General features: G+C 47.7%; 16 protein-coding genes and 1 pseudogene. 9 read left to right on the top strand and 8 right to left on the bottom strand.

What is annotated here, in order from left to right:
- Positions 1-110: pseudogene (locus tag IM515_RS17465) on the top strand (IS1 family transposase); the annotation flags it as partial.
- A 13-nt stretch (positions 111-123) separates the two neighbouring features.
- Here the strand turns inward: IM515_RS17465 and IM515_RS17460 are convergent.
- Together IM515_RS17460 and IM515_RS17455 are read right to left on the bottom strand one after the other, a co-directional pair.
- Positions 124-279 carry a hypothetical protein gene (locus IM515_RS17460; protein ID WP_287630327.1) on the bottom strand — a complete coding sequence of 52 codons (156 nt, stop codon included), beginning with the start codon at positions 277-279 and terminating at the stop codon, positions 124-126.
- 89 nt (positions 280-368) lie between these two features.
- On the bottom strand, positions 369-707 hold the full coding sequence (locus IM515_RS17455) for a two pore domain potassium channel family protein (RefSeq protein ID WP_185240552.1): 339 nt from the start codon (positions 705-707) through the stop codon (positions 369-371).
- Positions 708-915: 208 nt separating this feature from the next.
- Between IM515_RS17455 and IM515_RS17450 the strand changes: the two genes are divergently transcribed.
- The 6 genes from IM515_RS17450 to IM515_RS17425 all read left to right on the top strand — a co-directional run bounded on the left by IM515_RS17450 (position 916) and on the right by IM515_RS17425 (position 4,381).
- Positions 916-1,491 carry an ATPase gene (locus IM515_RS17450; RefSeq protein ID WP_287630326.1) on the top strand — a complete coding sequence of 192 codons (576 nt, stop codon included), beginning with the start codon at positions 916-918 and terminating at the stop codon, positions 1,489-1,491.
- On the top strand, positions 1,484-1,687 hold the full coding sequence (locus IM515_RS17445) for a hypothetical protein (RefSeq protein ID WP_185240554.1): 204 nt from the start codon (positions 1,484-1,486) through the stop codon (positions 1,685-1,687). The genes IM515_RS17450 and IM515_RS17445 overlap by 8 nt, the downstream gene beginning before the upstream one ends.
- A gap of 123 nt (positions 1,688-1,810) precedes the next feature.
- Positions 1,811-2,029: a hypothetical protein gene (locus IM515_RS17440; protein WP_287630325.1), complete on the top strand. Its 219-nt coding sequence runs from the start codon at positions 1,811-1,813 to the stop codon at positions 2,027-2,029.
- 341 nt (positions 2,030-2,370) lie between these two features.
- Positions 2,371-2,682, top strand: a complete 312-nt coding sequence (locus IM515_RS17435; RefSeq protein WP_287630324.1) for a BrnT family toxin — start codon at positions 2,371-2,373, stop codon at positions 2,680-2,682.
- A complete protein-coding gene (locus tag IM515_RS17430) occupies positions 2,627-2,878 on the top strand; it encodes a BrnA antitoxin family protein (protein WP_287630323.1) in 252 nt (83 codons plus the stop codon). The genes IM515_RS17435 and IM515_RS17430 overlap by 56 nt, the downstream gene beginning before the upstream one ends.
- Before the next feature lie 213 nt (positions 2,879-3,091).
- Entirely contained in the window at positions 3,092-4,381 is a 1,290-nt protein-coding gene (locus IM515_RS17425) for a threonine/serine exporter family protein (RefSeq protein WP_287630322.1), read from the top strand.
- 87 nt (positions 4,382-4,468) lie between these two features.
- Here IM515_RS17425 and IM515_RS17420 read toward each other — a convergent pair whose 3' ends face one another.
- The 5 genes from IM515_RS17420 to IM515_RS17400 all read right to left on the bottom strand — a co-directional run bounded on the left by IM515_RS17420 (position 4,469) and on the right by IM515_RS17400 (position 9,904).
- Positions 4,469-5,569, bottom strand: a complete 1,101-nt coding sequence (locus IM515_RS17420) for an EcsC family protein (RefSeq protein ID WP_287630320.1) — start codon at positions 5,567-5,569, stop codon at positions 4,469-4,471.
- Between the two features lie 30 nt (positions 5,570-5,599).
- Complete coding sequence (locus IM515_RS17415) at positions 5,600-7,120, bottom strand: YegS/Rv2252/BmrU family lipid kinase (protein ID WP_287630319.1); 1,521 nt, start codon at positions 7,118-7,120, stop codon at positions 5,600-5,602.
- Between the two features lie 307 nt (positions 7,121-7,427).
- A complete protein-coding gene (locus IM515_RS17410) occupies positions 7,428-8,252 on the bottom strand; it encodes an ABC transporter ATP-binding protein (protein WP_287630318.1) in 825 nt (274 codons plus the stop codon).
- A 13-nt stretch (positions 8,253-8,265) separates the two neighbouring features.
- Positions 8,266-9,306: a taurine ABC transporter substrate-binding protein gene (locus tag IM515_RS17405; protein WP_287630317.1), complete on the bottom strand. Its 1,041-nt coding sequence runs from the start codon at positions 9,304-9,306 to the stop codon at positions 8,266-8,268.
- Between the two features lie 31 nt (positions 9,307-9,337).
- Positions 9,338-9,904, bottom strand: coding sequence for an ABC transporter permease subunit (locus IM515_RS17400; protein ID WP_287630316.1), 567 nt, complete (start codon positions 9,902-9,904; stop codon positions 9,338-9,340).
- A gap of 780 nt (positions 9,905-10,684) precedes the next feature.
- Here IM515_RS17400 and IM515_RS17395 point away from each other — a divergent pair.
- The gene (locus tag IM515_RS17395) at positions 10,685-12,229 is read left to right on the top strand and encodes an iron uptake porin (protein ID WP_287630314.1); all 1,545 of its coding nucleotides are present in this window, start codon (positions 10,685-10,687) and stop codon (positions 12,227-12,229) included.
- Between the two features lie 91 nt (positions 12,230-12,320).
- Positions 12,321-13,244: a TauD/TfdA dioxygenase family protein gene (locus IM515_RS17390; RefSeq protein ID WP_287630313.1), complete on the top strand. Its 924-nt coding sequence runs from the start codon at positions 12,321-12,323 to the stop codon at positions 13,242-13,244.
- Here the strand turns inward: IM515_RS17390 and IM515_RS17385 are convergent, their stop codons facing one another.
- Positions 13,245-14,654, bottom strand: a complete 1,410-nt coding sequence (locus IM515_RS17385; protein ID WP_287630312.1) for an FAD/NAD(P)-binding protein — start codon at positions 14,652-14,654, stop codon at positions 13,245-13,247.
- Between the last annotated feature and the right edge of the window lie 235 nt (positions 14,655-14,889).

Below are 14,889 nucleotides of genomic sequence, written 5' to 3'. Positions count from 1 at the left end.
TTTCTCGGCTGGTGAGAGAGAGTCTATCTTTCTCTAAAAAAATGGAGAATCACGTTGGGGCTGTTTGGTATTTTATCCATGACTACAACGCACAGCTGGCAAAGGATTAAGCCGCCATCACTACTACCGAATCACCACCCCGATGGGAAAGCTAAACGACCCGTCCTTGATGTCGCTGCCAATAATCCGGCAATCTTCACGGCTGAGAGTTTTCAACCAGTCCTTGACTGGCTCCGCTCCCCCTTCGGCGCGAAAAAACTTGGCTGGCAGTCTTTTCAATCGTTACGCCCTCAGTTATTGTACCTTATATGGTACATCAATGTCAGCATTTCAGAGCGCAGGGAACTAAGATTGGAAGTTGATAACTATTAAGATTCCCAGTCTTTTCTCTTAATATCAAATTGCCTGAGCAAACTATAGACAACGGGGGATAAAACAATCCCCATTGCCAGGACAAAAACCAAGCCACTGAAGAGAGCATAGAGGGAGGCAAAAATCTTCGCACTGGTAGTTGGTAAAGTGCTAATCGGTCCCATCCCGCTCAGAATCATTGACGCTTCGACTAAGGCATCCACCCAACTCAAACCGACCGTCCAGTGATAGCCAATAATCCCAATACTTAGTCCTAACAAGATGAAAACTGCCGACAAGCCGAGATAGGTGAAAAACCTGCCGAATAAAACCTGAATTGATTCTGACTGCTTCATTGAGACAACCAAGACTTTGGCTTTGAGTTTAACTCAGAAACGGGGAGGATGAGAGTTAATTTCATCAAGATTTAAACTTTTCAATTCAAGTCTAGCAAATCATCAGATTCATTTAGGAAAATTCAGCCCTTTCTATGATACAATAGCTGAAGTCAACTCTGGTTCTATAGCCGTCTTAATGCCCTATCGCTGTTTTCTTAAATAACTGATGCCTAATATTTATGTAATCGGCAGGGCTAATGGGTCAGGCAAAACCACTGTTGCTCGGAGATTGTTGCCTAATTTTCTTGACGTTTTTGAATATGTCAATGCCGATGAGATTGCTTCTGGACTATCGCCTTTTAACCCTGAATCTGTTGCCAGACAAGCGGGACGTTTAATGTTAGATCGTCTAGACACCCTGGTTCAAGAAAGAGCCGATTTTGCCTTTGAGACGACCTTAGCCGCCCGAAGCTTTGCCCCTTTTTTGAGAGGCTGTAAAAGTCAAGGATATACAATTAACTTGATTTACTTCTGGCTACAAACCCCGGGATTAGCCATTGAAAGAGTTCACAGGCGAGTAGAAAGCGGGGGGCATAATATCCCTGAAGAAGTCATCCGCCGCCGCTACGAACGAGGGCGCAAAAACTTAACTCAGTTATATTTACCTCTGTGCGATAAGTGGATTGTCTATGATAATTCTAGGGATGACCCGCTCTTAGTGGCTGAACGCCCACTCAAGCAACAACCGATTATTTATTCCCCCCCGCTCTGGCAACAAATAACCTCAGAAACCAATGACTAAAAGAATCTCTGACAAATTATCTGAGCAAATTGACACAGGAGTAAGAGCCGCTATTGCCGAAGCGATAGAAAGACATCGAAGATTAGGAGAATCGATTAGTCTTCTTAAAGATGGACAAATCGTGACTTTAACTGCTGACCAAATCCCGCCAAAAGATGACAAGAAAACTACTCCGCAAGTAGAGATTGCCCCCTAATCCAACTGAATCAACTGACTACTCCCCTCATTCGGTCTGGCATGGAGGTAAGTCATCCGCCGCCGCTACGAACGAGGGCGCAAAAACCTAACTCAGTTATATTTACCTCACAGGAGGATGGCAATGAAATTAGCTGAACTGAGAAAACAAGGATATCAAGCTTTAGTTGACTCTTTAGGGGTGGTGGGAATGCTCCGCTTCCTGCAACAATTGGAAGTCGGCTATGGAGATTACACTGCCGAGCGACACCAGTGGTTAGATGAACTGACCCTCGCCGATTTTCAGAGCTACGTTCAACAAAAGAAAAGCATCAATGATGGGGAGTTAGGAGTTAGGAGTTAGAAGGTAATAACTCCGAATTCCGAACTCCAAACAGATATTCTTTCAAACCGGAAAAGGAGAGCAGGATGAGATTAAAAGTCACAGAGGAAGGATTTTCAGGTGTTTTTCTCTGTTTTACTGCTTCTCAGGCGACCTACTGCCTTCCGTGAGGGATTGTGGCGCGGTGTGTAGGATTCGGTAATAGGGTTCAAAATTTCGCTAACATTGTTAGGTAATTATTGATTAACTGTTGTTAAGCCTTGCATCTCCCCAGTGGGCATGATTTCCAGACTACAGGTTATCTTGGTAGTTGGGAGGGTGTATTATACATCGCTGGCGATCGCAGTATAATTTCTTAGGTTATGGAGTTCGAGTGGGATGACCAAAAGAACAACATCAATATTGAAAAACACGGGATTGACTTTGATTTTGCCAAGGAAATCTTTTCAGGAGTCTGGATCTCAAAACCTGATAATCGCAGAGACTACGGCGAAGAAAGATTAATCGCTTTGGGACTTTTAGGAGAATTTGTCCTAGTTGCAGTGTACACTCTACGAGAACAGAAAATACGGCTTATATCTACAAGACGCGCTAATGCAGAGGAAAGGAGAATTTATTATGAGTATGTCGAGAGAGGAACAATTAAATATCCTTGGTCAGATGAAAGATTCTGATATAGATTATTCAGATTTACCTGCTACTGATGCCGAATTTTGGCAAGAAGCTACTGTTAATTCTCCTCTAAAAGTTCCTGTAACTCTTCAGCTTGATCCCTCAGTTGTTGCTTGGTATAAACAGCAATTTCCCAAAAAATATCAGACTTTAATTAATGCCGTACTAAAAAAATATATGATAGAACATAATTGTTAATTACGATTTTCGGTTCATAGAAAACCTTTACTTGAGCCATAAGTATTTCCCCTTAAGCAGAATTCACGCCGCCTCCAGTTCATAATGCAAGCTATACAGTTTCCTCCATCATTTTGGAAGAGTCAACTCTTTTAGATGTAGGTGCGGTATGATGACACAGGTATAGTTTTTTTGCAAAGTCTAATTTCTAATTAAAAAGGGAGAAAAACCAAAGTGGAGTGCGATCCTTCGACCTCAAAATCCTATTTATCCCCTAAATCTCCGTCTTTTCCTGATTATTTTCACCTGATGCTGTTAACTGGCCGCATCTTATTGCAGCACAGTACCACCACTGAACGAGTGCATCAAACCATTCAGCAATTAGCGGAAAAATTCGGGGTAGAAGTCCGGGTATATTGTGAATATGAAGCCATTAAACTAACTGTAAAGAGTGAAAATGAATATTCCTCACACTTTAGTCGCCCCATCACCAGCATTGCCGTTAATATGGCTTTAATTACTCAGGTTTTTTTATCGCTCGAAAAGTTTCAGCAAAATCGTTTAACCTTGACTGAGTTAATCCAGAAATTAGAAAAGATCGATAAATATCCCCCTATTTATTACCCTCGCTGGTTCATTATTCTGATGTTAGGCCTTACAGGGGCAAGTTTAGCCCGTATTTTTCAGGGAGACTGGGCTTCTTTTGTGATTACGGGAATTGCTACAGCAGTGGGCGTTATCTTACGGCAAGAACTGGGGAAAAGGCATTTTAATCCTTTTTTACTTAATTTTCTAGCTGCTTTTTTGGGGGGATGTATCGGGGGAGTGGCAGTTCAACTAGGATGGAGTTCTACTCCTAATATCTGTTTTCTCATCCCGTCGATGATGTTAGTACCGGGGGTTCATCTGATTAATGGAGTCTTAGATTTAGTCGAGAATCATATTCCCATGGGCATGGCACGTCTAGAGTATAGTTTAGTAATTCTTAGTTCAATCGCTTTTGGTTTACTTCTCTCGACAACGGTTACAAACGCCTTACTACCTGTCAGTAATCCTGTTTCTCCCTTGCCTCTATTTGAAGATGTGATTTTTGCGGGATTAGCGGCTATGGGATTCGCCATTTTCTTTAATGTGCCGCCGAAAATGTTATGGGCTTGCATTATCTGTGGCATGGTGGGACATGGAGTAAGATGGTTGTGTATTGACCATGGACCAGGTATTATTTGGGGTAATTTAATTGCTTCTGCTGTTGTGGGAACCATGGCGCTTTATTTTTCTAATCGTTTTCACGCGCCACCGGCTGTAATCGCTTTTGGGGCGGTAGTGGGAATAGTACCAGGAATCTTTGCGTTTCAAGCAGCAAGCGGCTTAATTCAGATTATGACCATACCAGAGAATGCCAGTTCTTTATTACTTGCCACCACCCTAGGCATGATGACAAAAGCTTTTTTAATGACTTTAGCTATTCCCATTGGGTTAGCCATACCTATCCTTTTACGCTTTCAACGCCAACCCAATTTTTAGAAAGGATTTAGATATTCTGTTTCTTAACATAGCGGTATTCAGAGTAATCAGGTACACTGACTTTCTTCCCCATTCATAATTCATAATTCATAATTCACAAGAAAGCTTCTGATTATCCAGCAGCCAACGCATTTGATAGGCACGGCGAGCGGCATCCGCCACTTGATTGAGAAATAAACTCAAACCAACGCCGCTAGAGATAGCACCTAACCAAGGAATTGCCCCACCTACTGAACTGGGAGCTAAATAGATAGTCGCTTGCTGGAAAATCGTTTCAGCTGCCAGCGAGATTGCACCTTTGTCGCCGATTTCGGTGAGAAAATTGTCAAAAGCTTGGCGAGAAAATTGCCTGTGACTGTCTCTCAAATTATCCACCGCTTGCCATTTAGCCTCTGGAGTTTGGGCGGTAGCTGCTGCTAAGATAATCCAAGCAAAATTCCGCTCCTGTTCCGTTGTGGTCGAGTAACCATAACATAAGCCAATTCTCTGAATAGTTTGCAGAGATTGAACTATGGACAGTGGGATTTCGCTAATTACTCCGATAACTCCTATCAAACCGGCAATTGTCCCTTCCACTTCAGCAGTTGCCAAGGTTTTTTGCTGGACTTTCTTCGCTAAGTGATCGCAATCTGCTAAGGAGACTTTTTGCCAGTCGTGATCTTTCTCAACTCCAGCTAGGTGTTTCAATTGATCCCACTCTTCTTGCCATTTTTCCGCTAGGCGATCGCACAAATTTAATGTCTCATTGATCCATTTTTCTGGAATAAGCCAATCAGTAAACTGCCCAAATACACCCAACAATCTAGCAATTAAAGTCGTTAAAAAATTGGGAATTTCTAACCACCAACGCTTAATTTTATGAGCTTGAGCAAGTTCGTAGAGAGTTAAACCATTCGACTGATACCCCGGCAATTTAATCGCCAGGGGCTGAGTTGGTTGGTAAGCTAAAGCTTGCTCAAGGATTGTTGCTAATTGTTGCTGTAACTGAGTTTGAGAGAAAGCAGCTCTTTGATATTGGACAATCAAAGCCTGATTGACGGGAAATACTTGAGCCTCAATTACCGGTTCTATTGCCTCCAATAAACCCTGCACTTTCAGTCCATAATACTCATCTTGGCGCAGTCGAGGAACACGCAAGCGAACGCGCCCTGGAACCGCATGAATCACTTCATATTCTACTTCTAACATCTGACTCAACTTCCCCTTACTATTGACTTTTTAAACTTGTGCCATTGCTAGTTTAATTTTCTGTTCAAACTCTTTAACTGACAAGCTATCTTCTGTATAACTAACTGCGAGGGAGGCTGCAATAGAATTAATCTTAACTTCCGTCACTCCCTCGACAGACTCTAGTATTTGCTGGAGTTGAGCGGCATAGCCAGCATCTTTCCGCAGTCGAGGAATCCGCCAGCGAATTCGTCCGGCAATTTGATGGACAATTTCCGGGGCAGTCGATAGCGGAAAAGTTTCCCCCATCGGGATAGATTTTTCTAACTGCTCCACTTCTGCTCGATTAGATAGCAGCAAGGATTCTCCTAGTTGATCAATGCTTTTTGCTACTGCTGCTAAGGTTTGATGGAGGCTTTTAATCAGGAGTTCACCCACTTCGATGCTTGCTCTTCTGAAGGTTTCCCACCAAGCAATAGATGTTTCTGCTACTTCAGCAATGACTTTAGTTAAGGTCCTTTCCCAATTGAGAGGAGGAACATAGTATTTAACGACGAGGACTTCCACTTGTGTTTCTTCTGCAACCGTTAAATCAAGCAAGCCGCGTAACCTTTTTTGAATAACTTGTTCATAGAAAGTGACCACTGTTAGGCTGGCAGGAACAATCTCAAAAGTAGTGGGAGTTTCCCCCGCCATTTCCCCATCAATGGTAATGGCTTGGGGAGGATTAGTTGTTACTTGCACTTGTTTGGCTCGCAGATAGCCGATATGGTGGCTTTCTGTTGGTTGGTGAATCAGTCCACTTTCAAATAACTCGATCGCGTTGGCTAGGGCTTCTAGGGCATCACTGGGGGTGAGAATCGTCACGTCTAATAAACCATCGTCTGGCTTGGTTTGACCGACTCCCTGAGCCAAAATTGACGTAGGCGGGGCAATATTAGCCACCGTGACAGCAGCGGCAGAGACAGTAAATTTCTCATTTTCTGTGGTAATTTCCGCCGTAAAAGGTACGAGATTTTGTAAGCGGTCAAGTCCCGCTAAAATATAAGCCAGAATACCAAATTCGTTTTTTAATTTTCGATCGGCTTCCTGTACTGTTTCCGCCTCGAAACCAATACCCGCCAGCAGCAGCATGGCTCTGTCGTTACAGCGGGCTGTATCAATCGTCAGGGTCGCTCCCTGTAAAATGGCAATACAGGCTTCTTCGATGGTGGTGGGCAATCCTAATCCGTTGGCAAAAGCATTGGCTGTACCGCGAGGAATCACTGCTAAAGGGATGCCTGTGCCGATAAGAACACTCGCTACCTCCGAAACCGTTCCATCGCCTCCAGAAGCAATAATTAATTCAGTACCTTTTGCTATTGCTTCACGGGTCAGTTGTTCGGCTCCTACTTCTACGGAGGTGGGGTAGATAGCGAGAGCGATATGGGGTTCCAATAAGTCTTTGATCGTTGCTAGTTGTGCTTCGGCATTGCCCTGTCCTGAGACGGGATTAAAAATCAGGGAGGCACGGCGGAAGGCTCGCGCTCGCTTTAGCCTACTGCTGGGTTGCGGGATAATACTGGCAAACATGATTAGCGGCTAATGAGTGATTTGTTCAAAAGTGATTGAGTAGGTAGGTGTTAAAAGTTCTCAGACACCCCCCTTATCAAGGGGGGATTAAGGGGGGATCGGCACCCCCCTTATCAAGGGGGGCAGGGGGGATCGGCACCCCCCTTATCAAGGGGGGATTAAGGGGGGATCGGCACCCCCCTTATCAAGGGGGACAGGGGGGATCAGACGCAAAATCTATCTTCAATTTAATTATAACTACTTACTTATAAACTGTAATGATTGAACAATAGAGCGAGAAATTGAAATCCCTAAAGGGATCAAGTGACTATATCTCGTCGCTGCGAATACTATCAACCAAATTCTGTCGCATCTCTAGGAATTCTCGGGATAGCCGCAAAGAAGCCGGGGTTACCTCGTGGTCACGGTGGGCAAAAGGATTGACGATATCCTTAACCACGCGACCGGGACGAGCGTGGAGGACAACGATGCGGGTGGCGAGTAAGAGAGTCTCTTCCACGTCATGGGTGATGAAAAAGATCGTTTTCCCTGTTCTCTGCCAAATGCCTCTGAGATGGGTTTGGATCGATTCGCGGGTGAGCGCGTCGAGTGCGCCAAAAGGTTCGTCCATGAGAATAATCGCTGGTTCGGCGGCTAGGGTACGGGCGATCGCTGATCGTTGTTGCATCCCCCCGGAAAGCTGATAGGGGAAGAAATTCGCCGCTTCCGAGAGTCCCACCATCTCCAAAGTGGCGGATACCCTTTGTTTTCGTTCCCGATCGCTCACTCCTTTCATTTTTGGGCCAAATTCGATATTTTTGGCGATCGTTAACCAAGGGAACAGGTTAGGACGTTGAAACACGACCCCCACATCGGGATCAGGTTCGGTATGTCGTTTCCCCGCAACGGTGACCATTCCCGTCGTCGGCCGTTGGTAGCCAGCCAAGACCCGTAATAACGTCGTCTTACCGCACCCAGAAGAGCCTAACACGCAGACGAAATCTCCTGCGAACAAGCTTAGATTAATGTCCCGCAAGACTTCATTTCCTTCGCTACCTGAGCCGAAGGTAACACCGACGTTGGCTAGTTCGCAAACGCTCACTTCTCGCGTCAGGGTATCGGAGATAGTTTTCGGATCAAAAGAGTAACTCATGGATTTTCAGAAACTAGAGGGCTTTGGTAAGGAGGCTTTTTTGAAAGGTGGCCAGATCGGGCGCACTGGTGATTTTTTTCTGGCTGACCGCGAAATCTGCCGATTCCTTAAGGATTCTGGCGAAGTCACCCGGATTGTCGGTCGTCCCCAGATATTTCGGCGATCGCTGTTCGCTCGAATCCAACCAGATCAACTCTTTGACCGCGGCGGCCGTTTCCTCCGGTGTGATATTCAGTTCCTTAGCTAAAGCTTTGATCGCGTTTTCCGGATCGCTCCGGTATGTCTTAACCGCCTCATCCAACACGGCGATATATCGCTTCACCACCTCGGGGTACTGTCCGGCGAATTCCGTTCGCACCACCCCGAGATCCGCCGTGATAATGCCTTTTTGGGCGAGATCGGCCGAGGATATCAGTACCGTTCCCCCGTCTTTCTGGAGTTTACCGAGATTCGGTTGCCAGACGTAACTCGCGTCGATATCGCCCCGCTGCCAAGCGGCGACGATATCTGGGGGTTGTAGATCCAATATCTTCACGTCCTTCTCGGGAATATTTTCCAGCGCCAGTAGGGATTCCAAGGAGAAATGAGCAGTAGAACCGAAGGGAGTGGCCACTTTTTTGCCCTTGAGATCGGCGATCGACTTGATGCCTTTCTTCACGATCAACGCCTCCGCCGCGCCGATCACGTCGAGGATAAAATACACCTGATAGGGTAATCCACTGGCGATACCCACGCTGGCGGGAACCGTACCCAACGCCCCGAAATCGATTCCTTTTGCGGCGATTGCGGTGTTCACGTCCCGTCCCGAATCGAAGCTGATGTATTCTACCTTGGCATCAGGAAAGGCTTTGTCCGCCAGTCCCAAGGCTTTCGCGAGTAGTTCGGGATTGGGGATCACCTGATAGCCGATGCGGATTTTTTCCGGAAGTGTTCCGGTTGTGGGGGGGGACGGGTTAGAAGAACTCCCGGTCTTCTCGCTGACACAGCTAGAGACGACCAAAGGTAAGCTCGCGCCCAATAAACCTAACAATACTTCTCGACGTTTCAAACGCATAAGATATCTCGTTACAATCACTAAAAAAAACTCACGTGTCGCGACCAATCCAGGGCAATTGGGTTTTCTCTATCCAACGGATCACTGCGTCGATCGCTATGGCGACCAACCCCATGATGGTAATGCCGACGAAAATGACATCGCTGCGGAGAAATTTACTGGCATCAAGTACCATCCAACCGATACCCGAAGTAGCGGCGACCATTTCGGCCGCCACTAGGGTGGAATAGGAAACCCCGATCGCCGTTCGCAATCCGGTGAAAATTTCCGGCAGGCAGGAGGGGAATATGACATAGACAAATAACTGCCAGCCGGAAGCACCGAGGGATCGTGCGCCGTTGATCCGGTCGCTCGAAATCCGTTCCACCCCGGAAACCACCGCTAGAAAAAGTGGGGCGAAGGCGGCCAGGAATAAAAGGGCGACTTTCGACGGATTCTCGATGCCTAACCAGATGACTAACAGGGTGTAGTAAGCGAGGGGGGGTAGCGGTCGGTAGAACTCGATAATTGGGTCAAGGGCTGCTCGGATCAGTTTGGAGAAACCGCATAACATACCCAAGGGGATGGCGGTAACAGTCGCCAGCACTAGCGCCGCCATCAGTCGGTACATACTCTGAAAAAGATGATAGAGAAGCGAGTGGCCCTTGTAGCCACTTTGCAGAATATCGACAAACGCCGACCAAACCGCTGCAGGCGTTGGGAGAAACAGGGGATTGGCCCAGCCTAAAGACGTACTGAGATACCAGAGGGCGAAGATCAGCAGCACCGATCCCACAGAGATCGCTCGCTCCGGAGTCAGAAAACGATAGATCGGGGATTTTCGAGAAGGATTTCGGGTGGGTGTCCTTTCCGGTTTCAAAACCATACAACTCCCTCGCGGCTGATAGTAAAAGAGCGATCGTTTCTCGGAAAGAAATGATCGAACTACGGCTAATTTCTCTCGTGTCGCCTAATCACGAATTCGTAAAGTTAGCTAGTCCATCGAGATTTCATTATCCTAGGGCAAGCCGACCAAAAAAGTCAAGTTTGTTGATCAAAATAAACTCATATAATTTTGTATAAATTGTACTTGACAAAGATTTCTGGTGTTGCTGGTTTGAGATATAAATTTTCTTTTTTAGGATTTTAAAACCTAGACCTAGACTAGCTTTTGGCTGGGTGCAAGGTTGTCATTTATACCTTAATTCAGCAACGCTCAAAAAAGTAAACTGGCAGCCATGGATAATAACTAATGGAACGACCTAGCGAAGAGTCTGGATATCCTGACAAAACTTGCACCGCTCGGAAATTTGTGTCATACTCCTCGATCAATCAATCAATAAATACAGTATGCCTATCAACTTACTGTATTTAATTCGCGGTGAAGGAGTCTAGAAGTATGTTCGAGGGATTTCTAGTTCGATTATTTTCGGGTTCGGTTTTGGTAGGGATGGCCCTGGCGAGCGCGAATTCGTCGCGGGCCGAGGAAAAATTTTTAGAAAACCAGCCGCCGATGGCCCAGATCACTTCGGTTTCCCAATTGCGGGACGTATCGCCGAGCGCGTGGGCCTATCAAGCACTGCAACAATTAGTGGAACGGTACGGCTGTATCGTCGGCTATCCCGACAGAACCTTTCGGGGCGATCGAGCCTTAACGCGATGGGAGTTCGCCGCGGGCTTAAACGCCTGTCTGAACACGATCGAGCGGTTACTTCAGGAAAATGTAGCGATCGCCCGCGAGGATATCGTTCAGCTTAACCGATTGGCGGAGGAATTCGCCGCCGAGTTGGCGGCCTTGGGTGCCAGGCTCGACAATCTCGAACAGCGCACCGCTTTTCTAGAAAATCATCAATTCTCGACGACGACAAAACTGAAGGGAGAAGTAATCTTTGCCCTGACCGACGCGTTCCAAGGTTCGATACAGGGAAGTAACCTTGTGTTTCAAGATCGGGTTCGTCTATCCTTGGAGTCTAGCTTTACTGGAAAAGACCTCTTAACCGTCCGATTGGCGGCCAGTAGTGCGACCCGATTGCAACTCCCCGGATTCCCCAATAACGCCCAGGGCAACCAAACCTTTAACCTCCCGGCGGGGAACGGCAACGATATCGTCCTCGACTGGCTCGCCTACGAGTTTCCCGTGGGCGATCTGTACGTCTATCTCCCGGCCTATAGCGGTCGCTGGTGGGATTTCGCCCCGACCCTCAACCCCGTGATCGGGGGAGGGACGAACGGCCGGAAAGCCCTCAGTATCTTCGCCCAATTCAATCCCGTCTATACCCTCGGCGGGGGTTCGGGAGTCGGTCTAAATTACAACATCGGCAAACAGTTTACCATCAGTGCCGGCTATCTGGCGGGAGACGATACATCGGGAAATCCCAATCCGGGAAACGGTTTATTTAACGGGGAATATAACACCCTGTTCCAACTAGCTTGGTTGCCCGGCGCGAACGCGGGTATTGCGCTCACCTACGTCCACGCCTATCAACCGGACGGACCTCTCTTCGACTTCGGCACGGGAGGGGCGAAAATCGGTACGGCTCCCGCGAACGCGCCCTTTAGCGGGCCGGTTTCCTCGAACTCCTACGGGGTTTCGGGTTTCTTCCAGTTTAACCCCTACGTCATTCTTAACGGTTTCTTCGGTTACACCAACGCCCGAAGGACTAGCGGTTCCGGTAGTGCCGATATCTGGTACTACGCGCTAGGACTCGGCTTTCCCGATCTGGGGAAAGAGGGAAATTTAGGCGGTCTCGTGGTGGGCGCAGAGCCGTATCGGGGAGATACTAGCCCGAACGATCTCTCGCTCCATCTGGAGGCGTTTTATAAGTACCAATTGACGAAGAATATCTCGATCACGCCGGGGGTAATCTGGATCACCGCGCCTAACCAGGATGCGGGAAATCCCGACGGGATCATCGGGACAGTCAGAACCACGTTTACTTTCTAAAAATCCCGTTATCACCACATTTGCTCTTGCATTTTTCGTATTTAAGTCACCGATCTGAGGCGGTGAGAACTAGGAACTGGAGGATAAATCTATGGGTTTCAACTATTTCAATATTCAACCGATCGCCGGGCGAATTGGAGCCGAGATCGTTGGCATCGATCTGAGTCAAAATCCGAGCGATGATCTAATCGCGGAGATCCGTAAAGCGTTGATTCAATACAAAGTTATTTTTTTTCGACAACAAACCTTAGACGAAAAGGGTCACATCGCTTTTGCCCGTCGTTTTGGCGAGTTGACAAAAGCTCACCCCACCGTACCGGGTTACTTAACGGATTACCCTGAAATTTTTGATTTAGATTATCGGCGACACCATGCCTATACGGATCTTTGGCATACCGACGTTACTTTTGTAGAACGACCGCCCTTAGGCTCGATTTTGCGTGCGGTTATTATTCCGCAATATGGAGGGGATACGATGTGGGCTAATACGGTGACAGGATATGAAGATTTGCCACCCCATTTGAAAGCCTTAGCTGAGCATCTGTGGGTTGTTCATACCAATCACTCGGATTATGCCGCTTCTACGGTTGATATTTCCCAAGCCAAAAGGGATTACGCCAAGGTTTTCCAATCGACAATTTATGAGGCTATCCATCCGGCGGTGCGCGTTCATCCTGAATCCGGTGAGCGATCGCTGGTGTTAGGATCCTTCGCCCGTCGGATTCAAGGACTTTCTTCAGAGGATTCTTTCGATACCCTAAAACTTTTGCAATCCTACGTCACTCGTCCGGAAAACACGGTACGTTGGCGTTGGCAAGTGGGGGATATCGCTTTTTGGGATAATCGTTCTACCCAGCATTACGCGATTGCAGACTATGGCGATCGCCCCCGTCGGGTGCAACGGATCACCATCGTGGGCGATGTTCCAGTCAGTATTGACGGGCAGCGTGGTGGTGTGGTTACGGGAGACGTTAGCGATTATATTCCCGGTTCCCAAAACAAAGACAGCGCTTGACTAAACTGACTCAAACCTATTCATTGGCTTGAGCGACAGGGATTGTAGAATCTCCTCGGCGAGATTAGCAGCCTGCACCCGGATTTCGGGAACGGCAATGGATTCCCAAAGATTGCCATTGCGTAGCGTTCCCAACGTATAAAGCCGTTGGGAAACATTTCCCCCAGCATCAATGAGGGCACCATTGGGGGCAGTGTCGATACCAATTGACACTGGGCTAGGGCGGAGTAGCCCTTGTTGTTGTAGGTTTACCAGCAAGGGGTGTTGGCTATAGTGAGAGTTTGAGCCGGTGCAGTTGACAATCCGATTGACCTGAAAAAAGAGATCTCTGTGGCTGCCCCGTTCCCGAACTGTCACCGCCACCCGATCCCCCAACTGCTGGCAGCTTTGAATCCGCCCGGCATAATATCTCAATTGACCGGACTGCACGGCTGCATTGAGATTCTCAGCAATTTCCGGCGCGATTCGATGGCGGTGAACTTCCCAGTAAGCCTTGACGTGGCGCAGAAATCGCTCCTGTTCTTTTAAGGGCAGTGCTTGCCAGAGTTCTGTCGTGAGCGGACGCAGGGCATCAAATACCGCCCGCCAGTTTTGCCCCTGTGCCTGAGCAGATCTCACTTCTTGGCGCACTAAGTGGAGTAATCCTCGCGTTGTTTTTGGCGCAGTCTCTAGGTCAATAAAGGCAGGATAAGGGGAAGTCCCTTGGTGAGAGTGGGGGCTCAATCCGTGGCGCGAGACGGCATGGATCTGTCCCTGGAATCCTTGAGAGCGCAAGGCAACCACTACATCAGCCATCGTCAGTCCGGTTCCCACCAGCAATAGCGAATCTTCTGGATTTAAGCCGTAGGTTGCCTCAGCCGACCAACCATGCCGGGCATAGCGATCGCGGTTCGACAGCAGGGCAATGGGTTTTGGCCAAGAGGCGGGAAAATTGCCCAATGCCAGCACTACCTTCTGCACAGACAAACACCGGCCGCTGCTCAGATAGACCTTTGTATAGTTGGGGAGCGTTTCGATGGCGATCGCTCGCTCGACGATTTGCTCTAACTGTATATAAGCCGGAGCTTTCTCCCTTGCTTCCTTCAAGAGCGCCTGCACGTAATCTCCATAAATCTGGCGCGGCACGAAGGTGGATGCTGTCACTTGTTCCTGCCCGTTCTGATGCAGCCAGTTCAAGAAGTGTGCCGGTTCATCGACAAAGGCACTCATTTTGCCAGCCGGTACGTTCAGTAGGTGACAGAGAAATTGTGTTTGGTAAGCGACTCCTCTTCCTAATTGCGGGTTGGGTTCAATTAACTTGATGGTCAGTGGTACAGCGGCGTTTCGTAGGAGATTGGCTGCCACCAGAGAACCGCTGAAACCACCGCCGATAATAGCGATCGCTGATTGGGAAACAGTCACATCGGTCATGTCCTTGTCCTGTATTATACTTCATGCAAGATTGTATTATGATTCATTTAGAATACAAAGACAAGGCTGCGATGCCACGGGGCGGCTACATCTAAATTGACATCCTCGCCGCCGTAAAACGGACGGCGATTCCCAAACCTCACGATTTGGGTTTCTGCTTCTTTCCCGAAGGATTTTTCGCACCTGCCTTAACAGATTTACTCTGTTCTGGTCTTATGGTCGCTCTACAGACTGA

Source organism: Microcystis sp. M44BS1 (assembly GCF_020244875.1).
Classification (GTDB): Bacteria; Cyanobacteriota; Cyanobacteriia; order Cyanobacteriales; family Microcystaceae; genus Microcystis; species Microcystis panniformis.
Note: the sequence above shows the minus strand (reverse complement) of the source record. Positions and strands in the feature narration are given on the sequence as shown.